Source organism: Veillonella rogosae JCM 15642 (genome assembly GCF_002959775.1).
Taxonomy (GTDB): Bacteria; Bacillota; Negativicutes; order Veillonellales; family Veillonellaceae; genus Veillonella; species Veillonella rogosae.
Window position 1 is genome coordinate 326301 of record NZ_PPCX01000010.1, and the last position, 22254, is coordinate 348554.

A 22254-nucleotide genomic window follows, 5' to 3' on the forward strand; every position below is an offset into this window, starting at 1 on the left:
CTAGTTTATTGAGAATTTATATCATTCGCATTGTTTATTATACCATATTTTTATAAAGACAGGGCATGAATAATAGCGATACAGTTTAGAACAATTCTCTTTAAATGCGACCGGAAGATTTCATGTAGTCAATATATTGGTTACCCCAAGTTTCAAGGGATGCCAGAACTGTTTTAAAACCTGCCCCCACTTCGGTAAGGCTATATTCAACCTTTGGTGGAATCGTACCGTATACTTCACGGTGTACAAGGCCATCATCCTCTAATTGACGTAATGCTCTAGTAAGTGTTGCTTGTGTAATTGGGTATAAGCGGCGCTCTAATTCACGGAAACGCACAGGCCCTTCGGATAATTCGTGCATGATCAACAAAGACCATTTGCCGGCTAATAACTTTTGACTCGTTGCAAACGGACAGCGGCCCACTAAATCATGAATATTTACGAGTTGCTCTGCCATTGTAATTCTCCTTTTCTATATAGCTTAAGTAGCTCGTTATAACAAAGCTAAACCTCTATAGCTAAGCTCAACTATGTATAGCTATACTACTATTTCCATTTCAAGATTAGAAATATGTTTTTCTAATGTAGTTCAAATCATATCACAAATTTATCGTATTGCAAGCATTTTATAGTATCATTTTTTAGGGTACAAAACTTTTTGAAAAAATGGTAACGCAGGTCGTCGTATTGTCGAAAAGGCACTCAAAGCAGGTCATCAAGTTATAGGCGTCGTTCGTCGTGAAGGCGCCATCGAAGGCTTACAACCAACAGTATTTAACCAAAGCTATAATTCAGGCTCCCTATCGATGACAGGATTTATTTTTGAAGATGCAGAATAATAACTTACATACTAATACTATAAAATCTATACATACAAAAATGGCTTGCACCTATGGTACAAGCCATTTTTACATGTCTATTATTTTTCAAGGTAAGGTTTTAACTGATCTGGCATGTTTTTTCTCCTTGATTAAATTATAGCAGTTCATTGATGAAGGGTTCCATTTCAGCCGGTTTCACAACAGGCTCGAAGCGCCCTACTACATTACCTTTACGATCTATAACAAACTTAGTAAAATTCCACTTTACCTCATCGTCTTTTAAATAGTTAGGATCAATGCCATTGAGATAGTCTGTAAGCATTTCTGTCTTATCACTAGGTGGGAACCCTTTAAATGGTTGTTCTTTAATCATATATTTGAATAGGTCTAAGGCACTTTCATCACGCACATCAGATTTCCCCATCACAGTAAAAGTAACACCATAATTCAATTTGCAAAAGGATTGGATTTCGTTATTAGAGCCAGGTTCTTCTTCTCCAAATTGGTTAGACGGAACAGCAATAATTTCTAGACCTTGGTCTTTATATTTCTTATAAAGAGCCTCTAACCCATCATATTGATGAGTAAAACCACATTTACTAGCAGTATTAACAATAACAAGCACTTTACCTTCAAAGTCTTTTAAGCTTTGCTCTTCACCAGCTTTATTGAGTAAAGAGTAATCATATACAGTCATGATATGCCTCCTAAAAATAGAGTGTATTTGCACTTTCACAAGGACAAATACACTCTATATAACTATCCTAGATAGAGCTTTAACATATTACAATTATTATACTAAAAAGTTTTATTAACCGATACTATCCCAATAATGTTTTCACGTCATAGCCAAATTTAGCTGTTGTTTCAGCAGCTGTTTTTTGCCATTCTGTAGGTGCTGTGCCGTCTTTCTCAAGGAAGAATCCAGAGTCAAGATAGCGGATAATAATATAGTTGGAATCTTTTTGATCAAAGCCATTACCTCGACTGAAGTCAATGCCATGACCTGTATTGCGCGTTACAATGGCCTCCAACAAAGGTAATGTGATGGCATTCAATGTGATTTTCATATCAGGAGAATCAAACATCTTTTTAAGGAATGAGCTAGGCTTTTCTTCCTTGTATACTAAAAGCTTACTAATCGTGCCATTAGATGCACATACTACGCGACGGATATCTGTAATAGGAATATCTACCTTGCCATTTGAGATAACACCGTTTTTAATAGTGATTTCTCGTTTACCCATAATGGAATAGTCCAATGGTAATTGAAGAGTATCCAAATTTGCAGGGAAGTCTGCTGTCAATTTATGACGCGCAAACGCGGCAATAATTGCTTTTGTTTCACGAATGTTGTGACCAGCATTAGATTCTGTACGGTCCGTATCTAAATCTTGGCCTTCTATATTTTTCCAATTATGGTCTCTAAACATAATCGTATAATTACTATTTGAATTTAGATATCTTGTAAGATATAGCTCATTTACATCTTCAAAATCAATGTCAGTTATAACCGTACCATTTGCATCTTTGCAAAGTACACCATTGTAACTAATTGTTAAAGTACGATCATTACCTTCAAAAACAACGGGATTTGTGTCGAATACAGAAATCATAGCCCTCTCCTTTTCACGCCTCTAAACACAATTACACTTGTACATATCAAGTGCATGCACTCAATACATTGATTAAATATATTAATCAAATACTATCAACTTAATCTTACACCTTCTATATAAGTTTAAACAACTACTATATTTTTCTCACACTCTATATTCTAAATTATCTGACAAACACTAGATGCTTTCACCAATATATTTACAATAGATATCAAACAATATCTGTATAAAACAAAAAAGCTGATTCCGAAGAATCAGCTTTTTATATTTCATTGAATCGTTCAAATGAAGTTATTGTGTAAATTAGATGCTTTCAACAGCAGTGATTGCAGCAACCTCTACAATGTCTTGAGCAGAGCAACCGCGGGAAAGGTCATGGATAGGCGCAGCCAAACCTTGAATCAATGGACCAATAGCTTCAGCATCAGCGAAACGTTGAACCAATTTGTAACCAATGTTAGCAGATTGAAGATCAGGGAAGATCAAGATGTTAGCTTTACCAGCTACCTCAGAGCCAGGAGCTTTTCTTTCTGCTACGGAAGGAACGATGGAAGCGTCCAATTGTAATTCGCCGTCGAATTTGAAGTCTACATTACGTTCTTTCAAAATGTTAACAGCTTCTACTACTTTGTCTACTTCTGGAGTGGAAGCGGAACCTTTAGTGGAGAAGGACAACATGGATACGCGAGGATCAGCCATACCAACAACTTTGCGAGCTTTTTCTACAGTGGATTCTGCGATATCAGCTAATTGTTCGCTAGTTGGGTTAGGCAATACGCCACAGTCGGAGAAGATGAGTACGCCATCATCACCATATTCTTTTTTATTTGTGAACATAACCATTGTGGAAGATACAGTTTTAAGGCCTGGTTTAGTGCCTACAACTTGTAATGCAGCGCGCAATACGTTTGCAGTTGGGCAAGCGGAACCAGCAACCATGCCGTCTACTTCGCCAAGACGAACAAGCATAGCGCCGAAGAACAAGCAGTCGCCTTTCATAGTTGCGTCAGCTTTTTCAGGAGTCATACCTTTTTTAGCGCGCAATTCTACGAATGTATCAACCATTTCTTGGTAACGAGCGTAGTTAGCTGGATCGATGATTTCAGCACCTTCGATGGATACGCCAGCAGCTTTAGCAGCTTCAGCGATTTCAGCAGGGTTACCTACTAATACAGGTGTACAGAAACCTTCTTTTAAAATAGTTTCAGTAGCTACCAAAACGCGTTCGTCTTGGTACTCTGGCAATACGACTTTTTTACCTAATGGTTTTACTTGGTTTTTCAAATTTTGAATTAAATCCACGATTTTTGCCTCCTTAACATTGGCATTACGCCATATCAATACTATTATTATAGCAAATTCAACCTATTGGTAAAAGTAAAAATTATTTCTCACCCTATCACTCCTAGTTTTATACCCTTTTGGTGAAAGTTGGAATCCATTCCAACTTTTCTAGTATCTAGCAATGAATTGGGATTTCATTCCAACTTTTACACCATTTTACGACTAATTAGGATTCAATTCCAACTTTCAGTAGAAGATTACGAAGAAAGCTTAACCCTTTTATTGAGCTGTTTACACATAAAAGGTTACAATAATAGAAACTACAGATTCTTTCAAATTCCTAATTATAGTCATACATCTATTAGGAGGCCCCATGGCAAATACAGAAACGACCATCAATGCCGTTGTTAATCCGCAAAACAACGATGCACCTATAGATATAGAGAAAACGATTAAAGCCTTAGAACGCAATAAATTCGTGGCCCATTATTTTGAAACGGCCGCCGAAGCCGTTGCGTATCTAAAAAACCGCATCCAAAACAAATGTGTAGCCATCGGCGATTCTCGCACTTTATTAGAAATAGGTGTTCATGATGCTTTATCTGAGGTCAACGAGGACATCACAGACATTCAGCGTCCCCTGCCCGGTGAAAGCTTTCGCGATACGGCGTTACGCACCATGGGACGCGATGTATTTCTCACCTCGGTAAATGCCCTTTCACAAACGGGAGAGATGGTGAATATCGACGGCACAGGCAATCGTGTAGCAGCCTCCTTATTTGGCTCCCAAGAGGTATTCTTTGTACTAGGTATTAACAAGATTACCCCTGATTTAGCCTCTGCCATTTATCGCGCACGCAATGTAGCGGCGCCCCTCAATAGTAAACTCAACAAAAAGAGTACGCTCAACCCTTGCGCTACATTAGAGCAACAATGTTATGATTGCGGATCTTCTGACCGCATCTGTAATGCCTTAACTATTTACTATAAAAAGATGCGCAATATGCAAACCATGGAAGTCATTGTCATCAATGAATCTTTAGGCTTCTAATAGCTTGAGGGCCATTTAGAAAGTCTTGAACACTCAACTGCCCAAGTCCATTGACGACTCTATAAATCGTAGACCATCTAGGGTCGATGGCACCACTTTCAAGATCACTTATATAAGATTGAGCTAGACCTGATTTATCTGCTAATTGATACTGTGTCATGCCCAATTGTCTGCGCCAAAGCAAAATCAACACACCGAGTTTGTGAACTTCTTGTCGAATTTGTAAATCTCGACAACAAACGATAGGATTCATACCAACCTCTATCTACTTTCACACTCAACACATGCTTATGACCTAACTATAACGATTAACTGTTGGCGCTGACTAGTAGCAGTTGAAAAGTGATAACGTAAAAGCCTTAATAAAAACTAACATCCACAGTAGTTCTATTAAGGCTTTTTTCTACGTCTATTAAGTTATGTCCGATTTCATCAATTCGTGGAATTTTAGTATATCTAGAAAGAGTTAAGGCTAAAAATACAGGTATTGCACGCAACAAACTCAGTGTTTATAAGCATTTATCGCGACTTCTATACATTATCTATACAGGAAAGGCAAATTTGAATTCTAATATCATCCTGTATTAGCCTACATCATAATAGGTACATATATGCATTTCCGCTCCACTTTTACCTTAATCTGAAAACAATAATAAAACACTGCTAAAACAATATAAGGATTAAGACCTTATAGTAAAAAAATATTCAAATCCTTATAGTAAAAAGGGGGTTATAGGACAAAACGTGTTGGTACTTTAATCCCAATCATTGAAAGATAATTTGTCATAGTTATGCAAATCACCCCAAGAAATGGCATCCCCCCAAGTTGGAATTATGCCTTGAAGTTGGGCTCTTTCATTCATAGAACTATATATTTTAGAAATACTTGCATCAGTTGGCATTACCTTAAGTATTTCTTTTGCAGAAAGCGGTCTTGGTGAGTGTAAATAACACCACCAAAAGACCGCTTTTATGCGTTTTTCTACAGACATCCCTCGATGGTAACGCAATAAACGTCTGAGTTGTGCGTTTACTCCGCCTTCAATAGGGTTATTAGTCCTCGGACATTCTTTATCCAACACCAATGTTTCATCTAAATATCGAAACATTGTCTCTGTATTAATTAATACCACTAGAGAGTTATAGGCTTTTAATAATCGTTCATGCGTAGCTCTTAAATTATCATTACTATCACGTGTCATTTCACTTAGAAACTCTTTAAAAGTCACCCTCCAATTAAATAATCGTTGAATCCATATTTTTGCATCTTCCTGTGTTTTTACGTTATATAAATCGCTTGCTAAATCTTTTAACATAATGCCTGCTAATGTCTTAGGCCGCCTAGTAGTGTAACGATGTACTTGCCATACGGCATGAACAATACAACGTTGAAGCTTGGCGGTACGCCAAACTTTTTTTAATGCTTTTCTAAGACCAGGTCCACCATCAGAAACGACCACAATGGGTGTCGCTATTCGCTGCATAAGAGCTTGCCATGAGCGAGACTGTTCTGACCTACATAAATACCACCCTAATACATATTCACCATCATAACAGATCAAAATACAAGCTTTTTTAGCTAAGTAAATACCATCAACGAATACCACATCTCTCGAGGTTTCAATTTTGGGCGGCATAGGCCATATTTGCCAGAAATCAGCTATCTGTCTACGAAATGTACGGCCCTGCCCAGGCATGTCCTGTTGTGTTTCTTTACTAAATAACCAATTTAGAAATCGATGAAAACATTTAGTAGTATTATCAATAGTTTGTGTAAAGGTGATGTTACACTGCTTACAATGCCATCGTTGTGATCCAGCTTTAGTTTTCCCATATTTTTGACAAGAAAATCCACAATTTATACATCTTACCAGCATGATTATTCCCTCCACTTAGAACACGATTTTCTAAGAAGATATAACCTTATTGAAGCCAGTAAAATCAAGGGGTTTGGGACTTTTTACCAACACATTTTGTCCACCCTCTAAGTTTATCAAAAGAACTTAAAATGGCGATGGAAGCAGTAATTTACTGGCCCCATCGCCTATAAAACCAACACGTTTTGTCCTATAACCCTAAAAAGGGCCTATACTAAGTATAGACCCCTTTGATTATCTCTATAAGATTATTCAGTAATGCTATCTTGCGCTTTTTTGATTTCCATGTATTTAACCATGCCGTCAACAGCTTTTTTAGCTTCACGCATAGCGAGTACTACAGTAGCAGGTTTATGTACTACGTCACCGCCAGCGAATACGCCTTTACGGTTAGTCATACCATATGGATCCTCTGCAGTAATGATGTAGCCTTTATCGTCTACTTGTAGATTATTACCTTCACCGATGAGACGAGCATTTGGTTTATGCCCAGCAGCGATGATAATTTTATCTACAGGCATAACTTGGAAGTTACCTGTGCCGTGGATACCTGCACCATCGTCGTTAAGCGCCATGACTTCGTATTTGAAACCTTCTACTTTATCTTTGCCTTCTACAGCTACTGGAGAAGCGAACCATTGGAATTGAACCCCTTCAGCACGTGCTTCTTCGTATTCAGATAACAATGCTGGCATTTGTTCTTGGCTACGACGATACGCTACAGTTACGGCTTCACAGCCTAAACGTACACATGTACGAGCCGCATCCATCGCTACGTTACCACCACCGATGATAATGACACGATCACCTTTTTTCACAGGAATTAGAGACTCATCAAGATCGCCGTTTTCTACTAATTGTACATTCGTCAACAAGTACATCGCTTGGAATACGCCGTGTACTTCATCATTTTCCATACGTACTTCTTGAGGAATATGAGTACCAGTACCGATAAAGATGGAATCAAAGCCTTCAGCAAAAAGATCATCCAATGTTTTATCTTGACCGATAAATATATTACATACGAATTTAACACCTAAACCTTCAAGACGAGCGATTTCACGACGTACAACAGATTTAGACAAACGGAATTCTGGAATACCGAATAAGAGTACGCCACCTGGTTCAGATTGGCCTTCAAATACAGTTACATTATAGCCAAGCTTAGCCATATCGCCTGCTACGGACAAGCCTGCAGGACCAGAACCTACTACAGCTACATTACCAAGATTTTGTTGGATTTTCTTAGGTTTGCGAAGTTCATTGATACTTTCAAAGTCAGCAGCAAAGCGTTCCAATTTACCGATATTGATAGGCGGTTTTTTCGCCTTGTTCATAATACAATTGCCTTCACATTGATTTTCACGTGGACATACGCGACCACAAATGGATGGCAAGTTGGTCCGTTCCGCCAAAATATCATTGGCTAAACCAAAGTTACCGTGTGCGATGGCTTGGATGAAACGAGGAATTTCGTTTTCAATAGGACAGCCCATTTGACACAATGGTCTTGGACAGTTGAGACAACGTTTCGCCTCGGCGAGCGCTTCCTCCATCGTATAATCCGCATCAAAATGTAGTGGTTTTAATTCGTTACTCATGGCACATGCCTCCTAACAAGGATCCAGTACTATACTTATACAGCGTTGCATGCACCTAAACATTCCGATGAGCCCTCTCACATAGGTATGCCGCCACATGCTGCTAACATTTATCTTTTGTAACCATTCGATAGACGTGTGGTCACTGGTCAGACACACACTATTCTATAGTATATTCTAAATTGTGAAAGTCCCAACAGTCAAGCAAATATAGCACCTTTTGTATACCAATATAGCCCCTATTCATGCAAGGATTGCATAGAAAAAGAGGTACCCATTTTAATCGTTTACTATTGGTACGATCGAAGAAGTCATTAATGATGTTTACCAAAACTAGTGTCAACTTTTGCATATTCTCGTTAACATGTATACTAATAAGAGATACATAAATAGTGAAAGCATTCCTATCTTGGCTTGAAGAAGAAAAACAGCTATTAAAAGAACAGCTCCACAAGTAATATTCCAATGAATTGAATATTTCAAAAAAAATATTCTTTATACGAGGCCAACTATGAATCCAGCCGAATTTACATCAACGTATTATATCGATCGCCGTGGGTCGCACTCCCGCAAATGGGACGGCCAGCATTTAAAATTTAATCGCACTGACCTATTGCCTCTATGGGTAGCAGATATGGACTTCATGCCACCTCGGTGCATACAAGATGCTATTTGTACCTATGTGAAAGCCCATCCTTTAGGCTACACCATGACAAATCCCAACTATCTTGAAGCAGTGATAGATTGGTATAAGCGGCGCCACAACTGTATACTTTCTAAAGACTGGCTCACCAGTGCTCCAAATGTCATTACAGGCATTATGTGGTGTATCGCAGCTTTCACAAAAACAAATGATGCCATCGCAGTCCTCACCCCCGTATATGGAGCATTTGATGCGAGTGCTAGCGATGCTAAACGCCCTATTATTGCAGTCCCTATGAACCGCAACGAAGATAACCGCTATTCTATTGATTACTCAACCTTTGAAGCGGCTATCGTTAAACACGATGTCAAAGTATTCATTCACTGCAATCCCCACAATCCAGTAGGTCATGTATGGACCGAAGACGAGATGGACCAGCTATTTAGCATTTGTAAGCGTCACGGTGTACTCATCATTAGCGATGAAATTCATCAAGACCTCGTTGCGGGCCCTCTTCCTTTTACCTCTGCCTTAACCGTATCTAACGGAGCCTACGCAAACAACATTATCACCATGTCTTCTCTGTCAAAATCGTTTAATATGGCTAGTTTGCACCATGCAGAGGTCATTATCCCTAACGAAGATCTACGACGCCAGTACAATACCTGTAAAAGCCTTGTTTACCATACTGATTCGGACGTCATTGCCGAAATAGCTATTACAGCGGCCTACACACATCCTGAGGCAGAAATGTGGCTAACAGATTTACTTGCAGTAGTGAAAGAAAACTATGAGTATATGTGCAGCCAACTCCTGCACGCGCTACCTGAACTCCGCATCAGCCCTATGGATGGCACCTATTTAGCGTGGATTGATTTTGGCGCCTATGTGAAAGCTGAAGACATGCATAATATATTTGAAAATCAATGTGGTATCGCCCCTAGCTTTGGTGAGTGGTTCGGTGGTAAAAGCTACGCTACCTTTGTGCGGCTCAATTTAGCCACCAGCCTAGAAAATATTAAAATAGCCACAAATAGTATGATTCAACACATACATCCATAGGATGTATACTATAGTGCATGCTAAAAAGGCTGCTCTAGCATCATTCAATGTTAGAGCAGCCTTTTTCTATTATAAGTTTATACTATTAGTTTATACAACATATCAATATTGCAGTTCACATATGTTTGTATTCTAATTTCGCCGTATTGCACGATTGGCATTACATAGGATTTTATTTAATTCTTGCGAAGTGTTCCTTAGCAAATTGCATATCTTGTACTAGTTCTAATGTGCCAAGGTAGTTATTATTTTGATCGCGTACCGCCATGTAGTTTACATAGAATGGACGGCCTACCTTTTCGAGCCAAACTGCCACGTTATCACGTTCACCATTGCGGAAGGACTCGATGATACCACGTACAATTGGCTCTACCTTTGGAGGATGGCAAGAGAATACATCTCTACCGATAGCTGTTGTAGGGCGTTTGAATACCTTTTCACCATCATTGAAATAACGGTTAATATCTACATGGTCAACGAAAGTGATTTCCATCGGCATTGTATTAAGCATAGCGTCTAATTGCTCTAGCGTTAAACTACCACCAATTAAAGCGATAGTATTGCTATCACCACTTGTCGGTGCTGCTTTAGCAGCTAGTGCAGACTCAGCCTCTGCCCAAGCAACGCGTTCTACGCCGAAAATCTCTTCGTATTGTTCAGTATCTTTGTAAATTTGGTACCATTCTTCAGCACTAAAGTTCTCTGCACAGATTGGGAACAAGATATTTTGCTCTTTGTAGATCATCTCTTGAGCACGTGTGAGAAGACCATCAAACTCTTCGTACCAAGCATCATCAATAGACTCAGCACGAGCTAGGCGACCAAAGCCATCGCGAATATCGCCATCAACAGTCCACATAACCAAGGATGGACCAGAGATATCGTAAGCTACTTTCAAATGAGGATATAAAAGGTCGCCCTTCTTAGCGTAGTGAATAGATACTTGGCGTACTTCGTTTACATCATCTACGGTAGCTGTTTTGCTGGCCACTTTAACCTTTGTAGCTTCAATCAAAGCATCGAGAGCTTTGTTTTCTTCTGTTAAGCGGTTAAGCGGATGACCTACTGTTTCCACTAAAGTTACTACGCTTTGGCTTTTTTCTTGTGCTTCTAGTACAGCTTCTACCTTAGCGTGTTCCGCATCCATTTGTTCATGGATAGTGGAGCCGTGGAACAAAGCAGAGTGAAGGTCACATAATTGTTGAACCTCAGCCAATGGCGTACCTTCACGCATGAGACCTTGCTCAGCTTTCATGATTTCACTAGCCTCTACATGAGCAAATTGACTAACAAAATCTTCACGAACCGCACCAAGCTCCTCACCTGTACCTAAACGTTTCAAGAAGCTTTTTAATTGCTCTACGCGCTCGCTATCTTGCACGGTATCTTGAACTGAATCGTCAGTTTTATTTTCGGAGTTTTCCGGAGTCTTAGATGCTACAGCATTAGCAGATGTTTCTACAGACTCAGCCTTCACAGCTGTAGCTGTAGCAGCTGCAGAATTTCCAGCAGCTACGCCGCTAGGAGGCATGCTAGCACCTTGAGTGCCATCGCCAGATACGTTTGGCATCTCACCAGTCAAAGTAAAACCAGCTTTCATGAAGGCGTCTACGATATCGACCATGGATACGCCTTTCATCTTAGCCCCTTTCGGGATTGTCATGATTTTACCAACAGAGTTCAACATCACCTTATTTGTGATTTCGCTGAACCCTAATTCTTTCATAATATCTACTACTTCAGGATATTCTGTTACCAAATCATATACAGATTTGGATAAATCTAATTTCTTTTCCATTTTGATCCCCTCGTGTCAAAAACTCTATTCATATACTAATTATAAGCCTATTCGATGCGTATATAAGGCTGTTCTAATATCATGTTACAGGTCTATATTCATAACCTATGACTCTATAATAAACGATATCGATTATTAAATCTGTATCCATGGCTATACTTTTGAAAGTAGTTCCTAAAATTTCTATAAAACACATAGGGATATCTTAAGAAAACGCATGAGGATATTTAAAAAATCACATATGGATATCTCAAGATGATGGAGGTTGTTCCATCCAGCAACTAAGTGACTATAAAAAATAACGGATAGATGATACATCGCCCCTTGAGAGGAGATTAACCAACTATCCGTTATATATTAAAATTAGTTTTCTATTTCTAATTTAGATCTTGTTTCTGTTTCTGTTTCTGTTTCTGTTTCTGTTTCTGTTTCTGTTTCTGTTTCTGTTTCTGTTTCTAACAAGTATATCACTTAATCATGATGCGGTTTCAATGCTTTTTCGTAGTTTTCAGAAACTTTATCCCAGTTAATAACGCGGAAGAATTCCTTAATATAGTCCGGGCGACGGTTTTGGTAGTGCAAGTAGTACGCATGCTCCCAAACGTCTAAGCAAAGAATGGCCTTTTTACCTTCTAATAAAGGATTGTCTTGATTCGCAGAGGATGTAACTTCAAGATTGCCTTCTTGATTTACTACAAGCCAAGCCCAACCAGAGCCAAAGCGTGTAGCCGCCGCAGCAGAGAAGCTTTCAACGAAAGCATCATAACCGCCAAGTTCAGCGTCGATAGCCTCTTTCAAAGGGCCTTGCAATTTGGAGGTATCTGGTTTTGTCATAATTTCCCAGAACATAGTGTGGTTCTTATGACCGCCACCGTTATTGATAACAGCTTGGCGGATGTCCTCTGGCACATTAGCGATGTCGCCGAGGATGCAGTCTACGCAGCCATAAGCTAGATCAGGATATTTCGCGATAGCAGCGTTTAAATTATTAACATACGCTTGATGGTGCTTGTCATGATGCAATTTCATTGTTGCTGTGTCGATAACAGGCTCAAGATAATCGTAAGCGTATGGTAATGGTGCAAGTTCGAAAGGTTTCATAATAGTCCTCCTTAAATTTAGGGCATGGAACGATATGTATCAGTACGTATCGTTCTAGTGAAAGCTATTCGATGCACCTGCATCAGTTATTTATTATTAATATTAATTATCATTCTTTATTTATTATATGCTCTATATAGAAAATCGTCAATATGCCTATAAGACCGATAATGCATAGATCAAATACATCCGTATGATTCCCTTATGGGCCATATACTACAAAAAACCATTAAAAGCACTAACCATAAGCCGCTCACAAATACTATTTATAGGATATCAATATATTCGCTGTTCAATGCCTTATTCATACTTCGTACAGCACAGAACTTGCCACACATGCTGCAAGTTTCACTATGACCTTCCTCTGGAGCACGGCTTTCACGAATACTGCGAGCTCGTTCAGGATCGAGAGCACAAGCATATTGCGCCTCCCAATCAAGGACGCGTCTCGCATCAGCCATCGCATCATCTCTATCTCGAGCACCAGGGATGCCTCGCGCTATATCTGCCGCATGAGCTGCAATTTTGAACGCCATGATGCCCTCTTTTACATCATCCGTATTAGGCAACGCCAAATGTTCCGCTGGAGTCACATAGCAAAGGAAAGACGCCCCATGCATACCTGCTACGGCACCACCGATGGCAGCCGTAATATGGTCATAGCCAGGTGCAATATCTGTTACCAACGGCCCTAGTACATAGAACGGAGCTCCGCCACATAAGGTTTCCTCAATTTCCATATTAGCTTGAATTTGATTGAGCGGCACATGGCCAGGCCCTTCGATAATGACTTGAACGCCTTTTTCATGAGCTCGTTTTGTAAGTTCTCCCAATCGCACCAATTCTTCAATTTGACATACGTCCGTAGCATCGGCCAAACACCCTGGACGGCATGCATCACCCAAAGAGATTGTCACATCGTATTCTCGGCAAATATCCAAGATATCATCAAAGTATTCGTAGAATGGATTTTCCTTGCCGGTCATACTCATCCACGCAAAGATGAGACTACCACCACGGCTTACAATATTCAATCTACGTTTATGCTTTCTAATTTGTTCAATCGTTTGACGGGTAATACCACAGTGCAAGGTCACAAAGTCTACCCCATCTTCCGCGTGCAATCGGATGGTGTCTAAAAAGTCCTGTGCTGTCAGCTCTGCTAAGTCTCTTTTATGGTGAATCACACTGTCATATACAGGGACCGTGCCAATCATGGCCTTACACTCGCCAGTCAACTTGCGTCTAAAAATACGAGTGTCCCCGTGAGTAGATAAATCCATAATCGATTCGGCCCCTAGTTGGATGGCCCAATTCACCTTTTCTAATTCGCTATCATAGTCCGTCACATCCCGCGAAGTGCCTAGATTTACATTGATTTTAGTGCGCAACGCCTTTCCTATCCCCTCCGGATCAATGCACGTATGATTCTTGTTGCAAGGAATCACTACTTGCCCAAGAGACACGAGTTCTCGTATGCGTTCCACAGGAACCTGTTCCTTTTCCGCTACGATTTTCATCGCATCCGTTACAAAGCCTTTCTTAGCAGCTTCCAATTGAGTGTAAAACATATTACATATCCTCCTATTGAATAAAACCATGTAGCTTTGTATACAAGAAAAAGGGTATCGAAAATTGATCGATACCCTTTTATGGTCTTTGCGTGCTTCCTACGCGGGCATGATCCCGATCAGGTCAAAGGTCAGGTGCTAACAGCCCTTTCTCAGCCTATTATATAGACTCCCTTGCATACTCTGCTATGTAATTATCTTCAGCATATCACTATTAAAAAAATAGTTCAATATAGTCTTTGCTAATCATTCAATATTGCATGTAGTATACAGCTTTAGTCAATGATACACTGACACATTTTCATCGTTGTTAATGCCGCTTGGTGAGATTCTTCCGTAACGCCAGCACAGCAGCTAGAATCTACGTAAACAGGGATTTCTGGCAAACCTGCTTTCAGTATAATCGCATTAGAAACAACGCAAATATCAGTACATAAACCAACGAGCGTGATAGACTCAATGGGGTTCACCGAATTCATGCCTTCCAAACGAGATAATAGTTCAAAGGATCCGAAATTTGGCTTATCGATAAAGGATACAGGGCTCATGATAGGACGCCCTTCTGCAGCTTCGATTAAACCTTTCACAATATGCCAGCCCTCTGTGTTTTTTACGCAGTGCGGCACTGGTAACATTTTTCCCTCTTGGTGCTCAAGATAATCTATACCATGCGTGTCGCGGGTGAAAATAATTGGCCCGTCAAAGCTTTCAATTTTTTTACGCACATTATCTACAATCATCTGTGCTTGCGTCGAACCAAGGGCACCATCTACAAAATCATTTTGCATATCGATAACAACTAGAACCTTTTGCATAGTTCCTCCTGTATATAGTCTACAAAAAACACGTTAATTATTCACTACACTACTAGTTATACTCTTAATTCTTGATAACATCAATAGCAGTCATTTATTCTTTTTCTTCGGCCAATGCATGGCGCACTCGATCGGGTTTATTATGGGCTAATTTACCTGCTGCTGCGGCTGCCACGGCGCCCACTAAATCATCGAGGAATGTATTACAGTGACCGCCCTCTTCACTATCTAGCTTCTTAATAATACCCGGCTTTACCTTATCTAAATAGCCATAGTTCGTAAAGCCAATAGAACCATACAGATTAACGATGGAAAAGGCCAAGATTTCATCGATGCCATAGAGGCTTTCATCATTAGCCACGATGCGTTGCAAAGGCTGAGACAATTTATTTTGTTCCGTTAACTTGTCGAGCTCAATGCCTGTAATTATCGCATTGTGTACCTCTCGTTTTGAAAGCACGGATGCCACATGCTCACGGCACTCTTCAATCTTTAAATTCGGCATATACGGTTTTTGAACGTATAAAACGAGCTCTGCAATATCCTCTAACGTAACACCACGCTCCGCCAGTAGGTCGTAAGTATATTTCTCTAAATCTTTTGTAGATTCCATAAGTGCTCCTTTATTTTTTCTTAGGCTTATCTCCGGATAGCATAACAATACTAACTGGAATGGTTATCACCAATTCTTCCTCTGTATCGACATGCTTTGTATTCCAAGCCGCTTCTTTGGCAGCCTCTTCAAAGATGGGGTAAGCCTCACGATCTAATTTCCAATTATTAGGCCCCGCTTCAACAGCCACAATATTCCCCTTATCATCGGTCTTAATCTCTACTGGAACAATCAAGGTACCGTCAGCACTCGTTTTGAAAGCCTCACTAGGAATGATGACATTATAAGAGATTTGTTGCTGTAATTCATAGGTACGCTTATCTGTAGGCTTTAAATCAGCCGCCAAAGAACCAACAGTTCCCATCGTAGAAGCCAATAAGGCTAGTAACACAACACGTTTTAACATAGTTTCCTCTCGACTAAATACTCTCACGCTACACGCAGTATACGTTGATTATACCACGAAAAAATCCCTACCGATGCATAATCAGTAGGGATTTATTTATAGTTAGATTTTCTTAACCATTTCGGATTTCAAGGCCATTGCACCGAAACCATCGATTTTGCAATCGATATCATGTCCATCGCTCGCACCAGTGATGAGGCGAATATTTTTTACGCGCGTACCTTGTTTCAAGATGCCCGCACCTTTTACTTTGAGGTCTTTTACAACAACAACTGTATCGCCATCAGCTAGCTCGTTACCGTTAGCATCGCGAATGATACCTGCTTCAGCTGCAGCTTGCGCGTCAGCCGCTGTCCATTCATTGCCACACATAGGGCAGATAAACATATGACCATCTTCATATGTATACTCGTCGCCGCACTTAGGGCAGTTAGGTAAATTTGCCATTTAGATCTCCTTTTCTCACTACATAATGATAGTATTATACCATATAATACCTATGACTATCCTTATAATTGTGTAAAAGTTGTACGAAATTAATTCGTATTTTTCAATATTCAAATTCCGCTATATACTAATAACGAAAGAGCCATTAACGTGAGTTAGGTTCATCTCCGTCTTTTCGAGGGAGGTGACATTATGACTGTATACGAAGCATTATCATTAATGATTTTATTCGCTACCCTCGTAGTGTTAATTCTTAAAAAGTAACTAGTAAATAGTTACAAAATAAGATAAACCTAACGTTTAAGACTAAGTACTGCAATACTTAGACACGTTAGGTTTATCAAATTCACTATTCTTTGATGAGCCTAACGCCTAGAACACGTTAACTGGCTCTTTTGTACTTATAGTATAGTCTGAATTCTAGAGGCTGTCAATTTACATCGTCCTTAGAGGATATTATAAAATGAAAAGGAACATAAATAACAAGATCTTCTTTAACATCAATATACCCTATATTCCAAACTGTATCTTTTGCAGACTGTACTAATTTTGAATATATCTCATCATTAGATATATTCTCATTTGGATCTAACTCAATTATTGAGTTTTATATTAACAAAACAAAGAAAATATGTCCATTCAGTCCAAGTTCCAATTAATTTACAATGATGTCATATTTACTTATCTAGTTCAAATTGACTATATATGATAATCCCTCTATTAATTAATTAATAGATAGATAGTCGACGAGTGGTTCCGTCAGGCTCATCCCAAAACATTATAAAACATGCAGAAATGGCCTTTCGTTTTCAGCTACCAGTTGGTAACGAAGGGCTATTTGTCGTTATTACGACAAATCATCACTATCAATGCTCAAAGGAAATAACTACAAAAGGGAGACTCACAACGGAGTCTCCCTTTATTCATCTATACTAAATCAACTAAACATCTACAATCCTTGCAGAAGTTGTAAATAATCTTGCCGTTGACTAAATATATTATATATGCGCACTTCTTTTTCATCATCAAAGACACGATATAGAATAATATTTTTATTAATAATCAACATACGATAGTTTTTATTACGTAAAACAGTATGTCTTGGAATCATGCCCATATAAGGATTATCCGCTAATAAAAGAATTCTATCCTTAATCTCTTGATAAACAGACTTGGCAGTTTCATTGGAAAAAGATTGCTTTACATGCAGAACAATATGATGCAATGCCTGATCGGCCTGCGCCATAATAATGATACGATAAGCAGTGTCTTCCATAACTATTCCGCCTCAGCTAACAACTGTTCTATGCTGACAAAAGTATCCTCAATAGGACCCATTCTACCTTTTCGTTCATCTTCCTCTGCCAAGGCAATAGCCTCTAATAATTCTATCTGTGCTTTCAATTTATTATAGGTTTCATATCCCATACATACCGTATCACCACGACCATTTACCGTCATAATACAAGCTTCATCCCCTGTTTTCAAAACTGTAGAGATTTCATTATATTTATTTCTTAAATCCGACGATGGCCGGATACTTTCACGTAATAACCCCATAAAAGCACCTCCTCATATACAAATTATATCATAATTTGTATATGAATTGTGAATCACTAATCCTATCTCAATCGTCTACGCAAGATAGCATAGAGAATCATGCTAATAATAACGCTCATAACGGCTTGAATGGTATTGGTCACAATACTAGCAATGGCTACGCCTGGATCGAATACAAAGTATTCGGCGATAAAGTAGCCTGCTACGATGATAATGCCACCTACGATAGTTGCCACCAAGGCAGAGGTAGTTGTCTTATTGTTATAGACAGTACCGACAAGATAGCCTTCAATGCCTTTCACCACGAAGGTGATTGGTACAAAGACTGCGTAGCCGAGGAATAAATCAGCTAACGCTGGGCCGATAGCACCAATATAGGCGCCATATTTTCGACCTAATAATAGAGCTGACGTCATAATAACGACATCTCCAACATTGAAATAGCCGCGAATGCCAGGTACTGGAATTTTCGTGTACATGGTAAACAGTGTTGCGAGGGCAATCAATACGGCTGTGAGTACTAACGCGGACGTAGTACTGCGGGTTTGAACGTGTTGCATAGCGTCCTCCTTATAAAGAAATAGACATGTGATTATATCCATCACATGCCTATACTATATACCTATATGGTAACACCTGCAAATAAAAGGAGTTAACTATAGAAAATACTATTCACCGTACTCTTCAAAACGTTCCTCTACATTGTAGATAACCTCGCAATCACAGCCGCCACCTTCGTTGATAATCCAGTCTAGTACGCTTTCAACATCTACCTTTTGTTTTTCTAAAAACTCTCTTGTGAAAGTCAGACTATGGTCGCAACCGTCATTTGTTTCTAATTTCTCGTCTACATAGTCAAAGAGATTCCAAAATAATTCTTCGTCCATAGGTAAACTATCTTTAAAATTCTGTTTTTCTTTAGCTTTATAGCCTTTCAATAATTCCTTTTTACGCGCTTTATCCATTATGATTACTCCCTTTTATGTCTTATAAGTTATAGCTCAGGACTTATATCTCAAGCCTTATTTCTCATATAATTCTGGTCGTTCTAATACAGTGCCATATTTTAATTTTGGTAGTTTAACGAATTCAGGATACAACTGCTTAACCTCTTTACAAGATTTTAACGTAAGATGTTCTAAATTATTGAGTTCTAAAATGGGAGAGTAGTCTTTATCTATCACCTTTGCCGTTAAAAAGCTAAAAAAACGCAACTGTTTCATATGCCGTAAAAATCCTAATGATCGAACCTTAAGAATTTTTGGCGAAGCAAAATCACCTTCTAAGGCGAGACTTTCAAGATGTTTTAGATTAGCTAATAGCGCATAATCATCAATTTGTTGAAAGTTTTCAATCGACAGCGCTACTAAATTTACTAATCTTGAAATAGGCTCTAAGCTCGATACACTTCTTCCGGACCCAATGTGTAGATATTCTAGTTCTTGTAAGTTCTCTAATTTTGAAATATCTGGATAAACGCCCCATTTTATATGTAACCTTTTAAGTCTACGCTGGGCACACACCGCATCAAATAACTCCTGTGGCATTCTTGTACAAAACATGAGCTCTGTAAAGATATCTGGATGTTCAACTAAAAAACTACACCACTCCTGTAAAATTCGTTTTTTATCTTTAGCAGAATAGTCTTCATCTAGCTGTGTGCAATTAATTATCAGCTTGTCTTCACCATCATATTCAGAAACCTCAACTACAGATTTTAGTTGTTTCTCATCCTTATGATAGTAGTCAAAGCCATATTTAATTTGCTTTTCTGTTAACACTGCCATTTACAATTCCTCATCTTCGTCAGTCCTATAATTAGTTTATCTATAACCAGAGCCATGTCCAACAGATTATAACGGGCCTAGCAAATCGATACAAGCACATGCCCCTTCGCTTCTAGCACTTTTTTATAGAACACCTTCATCTGCTCGAAATCGTGGAGAATCTCATCTTTGATTTCCTCCTCTTCCTCATCATAGTCCCAAATATTTGGGTAAAGCTCTGCTTCTTTGCAAGCAGTCATATCAAAAGATTCGAGTGCACTTTCAATATCAAATTGATCTAGAGCCGCCACGATATCTGCTAACTTATCGTGTTCAGTATACGCCAAATAATCCGATATTTCTTCAACAGCTGTTATGCCAAGCACAGCTTGGCTAAGAGGGTTATTATCATCCTTATGGTCAGTTCCTACGCCAGTTAGCACAAAGTGAAGTACATCCCACATCTTGTCGATATCGAGCAATAATTCATCGTCGTCATTCCACTCTTCAACGCTTTCAAGAATTTCCTCTTCTTCTGAGCCCATAGCTTTAAGCTCTTTTAAATTCGCATCGCTTAAACAGCTATAATTAGCAATTAATCCCATAGTCCATAACCTCCTAATCCTATAATCTCAGTAGATATGTAATAATCTGTAATCCCCTTAGATATATAGTACTCTATCGCTTATTTAGTACTCTATCTCTGTCAGTAATTCTAGTAAATTAGCCTCTCCTTCATTAGCTTTATTTAATAATGGCTTACCTAGTAAAAGCACTTGCAGTGAGTAGTAATAGAAGCTAAAGAATAAATCATCAGGGAATATTTCCTCTTCCTCATATCTAAGAACATCTTCGTCTTCATCGTAGTCTTCAGACCATAGGTATTCTTCGTTGAGCATATCCTCAAAGTTCGGCAATGGATCTGCATGCTCTAGCATAAGACCATCTCGGATACACTCAGCAATCACAGCAAACAACTCAACCAATTGTTCTGCTAAATAATGAGCTACTTCATTCTGAGCGCTCTCTTCCTGGGCTTTCTTAAAAATACGAAGCAAGAAAATCATGGCGAATGGTGTAGCATGCCACAATGTGGATTGATGCTCAATATTTAACGCTATGTCCTCACCAGCCACATCAACAGCTTCAATACTGTCCATCTTCCATAAAACATCAAATTGATTAGGAAAATCTGTGCCCCGTCCATAAGAGGTCGTTAACCGATGCCACGGTATATCACTGACTTGTACGGTCTCTATGTATTTTTTAGTTACAGTATCCATTAAATTTACACCTTTATAGTAACAATTTTATATTTGCACATTTATATGTACGCCATAGATCAGTGCATTTATCGATGATTATTCCTGAACAACCTCTTTCACTAGTTCATAGGTGTCTATGAGACGCAGTTTTCCAATCCTAGGCTCATCTGTAATCTCCTCATAGATATCCTCAAGCGTTCTTCTTGGTGCTAGTGTCCATAATTTACACGGATATAGTTCAACTGTCCCGATAATTTCCAAATTATCCAGTAACAAGCCTAAGTCCTTATGATTGAACCAACAGTCTGTATCGATACCAAAATTTGTATTATCTTTTCGGCATGCGATTTTGCTGTTTAGAAACTGCTCCATTGTCGGTTTTTCTTCTTGTAAAAGCCGCGTACAGGCTAAATGATATTCGATTTTCCGCGGTGATTGATCCACGTCAGAGACAAAAATAGCACCATACTCGTTTTCAAATTTAACAGCTAATACGTCGCCCACCTTAAAATAAGGTACTCTTTTTGTTTTAGATTTACGAACCTTAATAGGCTTCGGATTTTCGCTCTGTAGCTGTACTGCTAACTTATCCAATACCTTTTGACGCTGTTTAAGGGCCTTATCATCGATTTCCAGCCAAAACTCATTAGGACCCTGAGCGATTATATCCAAGGCTTTCTGTTTAATATCAGTTGATAGATGCCCTATCTTCCATAACGAATAGGCCACCGCAGTCCAATAAATTTCTGTATAAAACTCATCAGTACAAAAATTTTCTTCTTCACTTAAAATGTCAGAAATGATCGTATCTACACTGATACCATCCTTGTACCGCTCAACAATGGCATTATAAATATCATGACCGTCGTCACTATCTATGATCTTCACTCCGTCAATTGCCATACGATTCTCCTATAACAACACAAAACCGTTTGAAATACTCTTTTATTGCTG

The 22254-nt window shown here is 39.0% G+C and carries 25 protein-coding genes and 1 riboswitch; of the genes, 3 read left to right on the forward strand and 22 right to left on the reverse strand.

Going from position 1 to position 22254, the window contains the following annotated elements; genetic code table 11:
* Nucleotides 1-100: 100 nt before the first annotated feature.
* From VRHSUH09_RS06845 to pta, 4 genes are all read right to left on the reverse strand, one after another.
* On the reverse strand, nt 101-457 hold the full coding sequence (locus VRHSUH09_RS06845) for a winged helix-turn-helix transcriptional regulator (RefSeq protein WP_105081751.1): 357 nt from the start codon (nt 455-457) through the stop codon (nt 101-103).
* A gap of 518 nt (nt 458-975) precedes the next feature.
* Nucleotides 976-1518 carry a glutathione peroxidase gene (locus VRHSUH09_RS06850; protein ID WP_105081752.1) on the reverse strand — a complete coding sequence of 181 codons (543 nt, stop codon included), beginning with the start codon at nt 1516-1518 and terminating at the stop codon, nt 976-978.
* A 124-nt stretch (nt 1519-1642) separates the two neighbouring features.
* Entirely contained in the window at nt 1643-2437 is a 795-nt protein-coding gene (locus VRHSUH09_RS06855) for a hypothetical protein (RefSeq protein WP_054747172.1), read from the reverse strand.
* 306 nt (nt 2438-2743) lie between these two features.
* Nucleotides 2744-3742, reverse strand: coding sequence for a phosphate acetyltransferase (gene pta / locus VRHSUH09_RS06860; RefSeq protein ID WP_105081753.1), 999 nt, complete (start codon nt 3740-3742; stop codon nt 2744-2746).
* Nucleotides 3743-4097: 355 nt separating this feature from the next.
* On the opposite strand from pta, the gene VRHSUH09_RS06865 reads away from it, so the two are divergent.
* A complete protein-coding gene (locus VRHSUH09_RS06865; RefSeq protein WP_105081754.1) occupies nt 4098-4775 on the forward strand; it encodes a lactate utilization protein in 678 nt (225 codons plus the stop codon).
* Here the strand turns inward: VRHSUH09_RS06865 and VRHSUH09_RS06870 are convergent.
* The 3 genes from VRHSUH09_RS06870 to VRHSUH09_RS06880 all read right to left on the reverse strand — a co-directional run bounded on the left by VRHSUH09_RS06870 (nt 4753) and on the right by VRHSUH09_RS06880 (nt 8253).
* Nucleotides 4753-5028: a helix-turn-helix domain-containing protein gene (locus tag VRHSUH09_RS06870; protein ID WP_105081755.1), complete on the reverse strand. Its 276-nt coding sequence runs from the start codon at nt 5026-5028 to the stop codon at nt 4753-4755. The genes VRHSUH09_RS06865 and VRHSUH09_RS06870 overlap by 23 nt on opposite strands.
* A 502-nt stretch (nt 5029-5530) precedes the next feature.
* Complete coding sequence (locus tag VRHSUH09_RS06875; RefSeq protein WP_009351498.1) at nt 5531-6652, reverse strand: IS1249 family transposase; 1122 nt, start codon at nt 6650-6652, stop codon at nt 5531-5533.
* Between the two features lie 248 nt (nt 6653-6900).
* Nucleotides 6901-8253, reverse strand: coding sequence for an NAD(P)-dependent oxidoreductase (locus tag VRHSUH09_RS06880; protein WP_054747304.1), 1353 nt, complete (start codon nt 8251-8253; stop codon nt 6901-6903).
* A 511-nt stretch (nt 8254-8764) separates the two neighbouring features.
* Here VRHSUH09_RS06880 and VRHSUH09_RS06885 point away from each other — a divergent pair.
* A complete protein-coding gene (locus VRHSUH09_RS06885; RefSeq protein ID WP_105081756.1) occupies nt 8765-9958 on the forward strand; it encodes a MalY/PatB family protein in 1194 nt (397 codons plus the stop codon).
* A gap of 172 nt (nt 9959-10130) precedes the next feature.
* Here the strand turns inward: VRHSUH09_RS06885 and VRHSUH09_RS06890 are convergent, their stop codons facing one another.
* From VRHSUH09_RS06890 to VRHSUH09_RS06920, 7 genes are all read right to left on the reverse strand, one after another.
* Nucleotides 10131-11756: a DUF438 domain-containing protein gene (locus VRHSUH09_RS06890; protein ID WP_105081757.1), complete on the reverse strand. Its 1626-nt coding sequence runs from the start codon at nt 11754-11756 to the stop codon at nt 10131-10133.
* A gap of 471 nt (nt 11757-12227) precedes the next feature.
* A complete protein-coding gene (locus VRHSUH09_RS06895; protein ID WP_054747307.1) occupies nt 12228-12857 on the reverse strand; it encodes a superoxide dismutase in 630 nt (209 codons plus the stop codon).
* A gap of 266 nt (nt 12858-13123) precedes the next feature.
* Nucleotides 13124-14428, reverse strand: a complete 1305-nt coding sequence (gene thiC / locus VRHSUH09_RS06900; protein WP_105081758.1) for a phosphomethylpyrimidine synthase ThiC — start codon at nt 14426-14428, stop codon at nt 13124-13126.
* A 79-nt stretch (nt 14429-14507) separates the two neighbouring features.
* Nucleotides 14508-14614: riboswitch (TPP riboswitch) on the reverse strand.
* An 89-nt stretch (nt 14615-14703) separates the two neighbouring features.
* Nucleotides 14704-15243, reverse strand: a complete 540-nt coding sequence (locus VRHSUH09_RS06905) for a cysteine hydrolase family protein (RefSeq protein ID WP_105081759.1) — start codon at nt 15241-15243, stop codon at nt 14704-14706.
* A 94-nt stretch (nt 15244-15337) separates the two neighbouring features.
* The gene (locus VRHSUH09_RS06910) at nt 15338-15856 is read right to left on the reverse strand and encodes a phosphatidylglycerophosphatase A family protein (RefSeq protein WP_054747312.1); all 519 of its coding nucleotides are present in this window, start codon (nt 15854-15856) and stop codon (nt 15338-15340) included.
* A 10-nt stretch (nt 15857-15866) separates the two neighbouring features.
* Nucleotides 15867-16262 carry a hypothetical protein gene (locus VRHSUH09_RS06915; RefSeq protein ID WP_105081760.1) on the reverse strand — a complete coding sequence of 132 codons (396 nt, stop codon included), beginning with the start codon at nt 16260-16262 and terminating at the stop codon, nt 15867-15869.
* 102 nt (nt 16263-16364) lie between these two features.
* Nucleotides 16365-16709 (reverse strand): zinc ribbon domain-containing protein YjdM, encoded by a 345-nt coding sequence (locus VRHSUH09_RS06920; protein ID WP_060923753.1) that lies wholly within the window; start codon nt 16707-16709, stop codon nt 16365-16367.
* A gap of 192 nt (nt 16710-16901) precedes the next feature.
* Here VRHSUH09_RS06920 and VRHSUH09_RS10690 point away from each other — a divergent pair, with 192 nt between their 5' ends.
* On the forward strand, nt 16902-16973 hold the full coding sequence (locus tag VRHSUH09_RS10690) for a putative holin-like toxin (RefSeq protein ID WP_219565824.1): 72 nt from the start codon (nt 16902-16904) through the stop codon (nt 16971-16973).
* Nucleotides 16974-17658: 685 nt separating this feature from the next.
* On the opposite strand, the gene VRHSUH09_RS06930 is transcribed toward VRHSUH09_RS10690, so the two are convergent.
* From VRHSUH09_RS06930 to VRHSUH09_RS06965, 8 genes are all read right to left on the reverse strand, one after another.
* A complete protein-coding gene (locus tag VRHSUH09_RS06930; RefSeq protein ID WP_024066750.1) occupies nt 17659-17985 on the reverse strand; it encodes a type II toxin-antitoxin system RelE/ParE family toxin in 327 nt (108 codons plus the stop codon).
* Between the two features lie 2 nt (nt 17986-17987).
* The gene (locus VRHSUH09_RS06935; RefSeq protein ID WP_024066751.1) at nt 17988-18269 is read right to left on the reverse strand and encodes a type II toxin-antitoxin system Phd/YefM family antitoxin; all 282 of its coding nucleotides are present in this window, start codon (nt 18267-18269) and stop codon (nt 17988-17990) included.
* A 62-nt stretch (nt 18270-18331) separates the two neighbouring features.
* The gene (locus VRHSUH09_RS06940; RefSeq protein ID WP_054747315.1) at nt 18332-18829 is read right to left on the reverse strand and encodes an ECF transporter S component; all 498 of its coding nucleotides are present in this window, start codon (nt 18827-18829) and stop codon (nt 18332-18334) included.
* A 108-nt stretch (nt 18830-18937) separates the two neighbouring features.
* Nucleotides 18938-19234, reverse strand: coding sequence for a DUF2695 domain-containing protein (locus VRHSUH09_RS06945; RefSeq protein WP_054747317.1), 297 nt, complete (start codon nt 19232-19234; stop codon nt 18938-18940).
* Between the two features lie 57 nt (nt 19235-19291).
* Entirely contained in the window at nt 19292-20056 is a 765-nt protein-coding gene (locus tag VRHSUH09_RS06950; RefSeq protein WP_054747318.1) for a leucine-rich repeat domain-containing protein, read from the reverse strand.
* Between the two features lie 77 nt (nt 20057-20133).
* Nucleotides 20134-20640 (reverse strand): YfbM family protein, encoded by a 507-nt coding sequence (locus VRHSUH09_RS06955; protein WP_105081761.1) that lies wholly within the window; start codon nt 20638-20640, stop codon nt 20134-20136.
* Between the two features lie 84 nt (nt 20641-20724).
* Entirely contained in the window at nt 20725-21318 is a 594-nt protein-coding gene (locus tag VRHSUH09_RS06960) for a hypothetical protein (RefSeq protein ID WP_054747322.1), read from the reverse strand.
* A 78-nt stretch (nt 21319-21396) separates the two neighbouring features.
* A complete protein-coding gene (locus tag VRHSUH09_RS06965; RefSeq protein WP_054747324.1) occupies nt 21397-22203 on the reverse strand; it encodes a hypothetical protein in 807 nt (268 codons plus the stop codon).
* Nucleotides 22204-22254: the final 51 nt, after the last annotated feature.

Excerpts from the sequence above, each read along its gene's own strand:
- VRHSUH09_RS06845 (WP_105081751.1), bottom strand. The coding sequence starts at position 457 with ATGGCAGAGCAACTCGTAAATATTCATGATTTAGTGGGCCGCTGTCCG.
- VRHSUH09_RS06850 (WP_105081752.1), bottom strand. The coding sequence starts at position 1,518 with ATGACTGTATATGATTACTCTTTACTCAATAAAGCTGGTGAAGAGCAA.
- VRHSUH09_RS06855 (WP_054747172.1), bottom strand. The coding sequence starts at position 2,437 with ATGATTTCTGTATTCGACACAAATCCCGTTGTTTTTGAAGGTAATGAT.
- VRHSUH09_RS06865 (WP_105081754.1), top strand. The coding sequence starts at position 4,098 with ATGGCAAATACAGAAACGACCATCAATGCCGTTGTTAATCCGCAAAAC.
- VRHSUH09_RS06870 (WP_105081755.1), bottom strand. The coding sequence starts at position 5,028 with ATGAATCCTATCGTTTGTTGTCGAGATTTACAAATTCGACAAGAAGTT.
- VRHSUH09_RS06875 (WP_009351498.1), bottom strand. The coding sequence starts at position 6,652 with ATGCTGGTAAGATGTATAAATTGTGGATTTTCTTGTCAAAAATATGGG.
- VRHSUH09_RS06880 (WP_054747304.1), bottom strand. The coding sequence starts at position 8,253 with ATGAGTAACGAATTAAAACCACTACATTTTGATGCGGATTATACGATG.
- VRHSUH09_RS06885 (WP_105081756.1), top strand. The coding sequence starts at position 8,765 with ATGAATCCAGCCGAATTTACATCAACGTATTATATCGATCGCCGTGGG.
- VRHSUH09_RS06890 (WP_105081757.1), bottom strand. The coding sequence starts at position 11,756 with ATGGAAAAGAAATTAGATTTATCCAAATCTGTATATGATTTGGTAACA.
- VRHSUH09_RS06895 (WP_054747307.1), bottom strand. The coding sequence starts at position 12,857 with ATGAAACCTTTCGAACTTGCACCATTACCATACGCTTACGATTATCTT.
- thiC (WP_105081758.1), bottom strand. The coding sequence starts at position 14,428 with ATGTTTTACACTCAATTGGAAGCTGCTAAGAAAGGCTTTGTAACGGAT.
- VRHSUH09_RS06905 (WP_105081759.1), bottom strand. The coding sequence starts at position 15,243 with ATGCAAAAGGTTCTAGTTGTTATCGATATGCAAAATGATTTTGTAGAT.
- VRHSUH09_RS06910 (WP_054747312.1), bottom strand. The coding sequence starts at position 15,856 with ATGGAATCTACAAAAGATTTAGAGAAATATACTTACGACCTACTGGCG.
- VRHSUH09_RS06915 (WP_105081760.1), bottom strand. The coding sequence starts at position 16,262 with ATGTTAAAACGTGTTGTGTTACTAGCCTTATTGGCTTCTACGATGGGA.
- VRHSUH09_RS06920 (WP_060923753.1), bottom strand. The coding sequence starts at position 16,709 with ATGGCAAATTTACCTAACTGCCCTAAGTGCGGCGACGAGTATACATAT.
- VRHSUH09_RS06930 (WP_024066750.1), bottom strand. The coding sequence starts at position 17,985 with ATGGAAGACACTGCTTATCGTATCATTATTATGGCGCAGGCCGATCAG.
- VRHSUH09_RS06935 (WP_024066751.1), bottom strand. The coding sequence starts at position 18,269 with ATGGGGTTATTACGTGAAAGTATCCGGCCATCGTCGGATTTAAGAAAT.
- VRHSUH09_RS06940 (WP_054747315.1), bottom strand. The coding sequence starts at position 18,829 with ATGCAACACGTTCAAACCCGCAGTACTACGTCCGCGTTAGTACTCACA.
- VRHSUH09_RS06945 (WP_054747317.1), bottom strand. The coding sequence starts at position 19,234 with ATGGATAAAGCGCGTAAAAAGGAATTATTGAAAGGCTATAAAGCTAAA.
- VRHSUH09_RS06950 (WP_054747318.1), bottom strand. The coding sequence starts at position 20,056 with ATGGCAGTGTTAACAGAAAAGCAAATTAAATATGGCTTTGACTACTAT.
- VRHSUH09_RS06955 (WP_105081761.1), bottom strand. The coding sequence starts at position 20,640 with ATGGGATTAATTGCTAATTATAGCTGTTTAAGCGATGCGAATTTAAAA.
- VRHSUH09_RS06960 (WP_054747322.1), bottom strand. The coding sequence starts at position 21,318 with ATGGATACTGTAACTAAAAAATACATAGAGACCGTACAAGTCAGTGAT.
- VRHSUH09_RS06965 (WP_054747324.1), bottom strand. The coding sequence starts at position 22,203 with ATGGCAATTGACGGAGTGAAGATCATAGATAGTGACGACGGTCATGAT.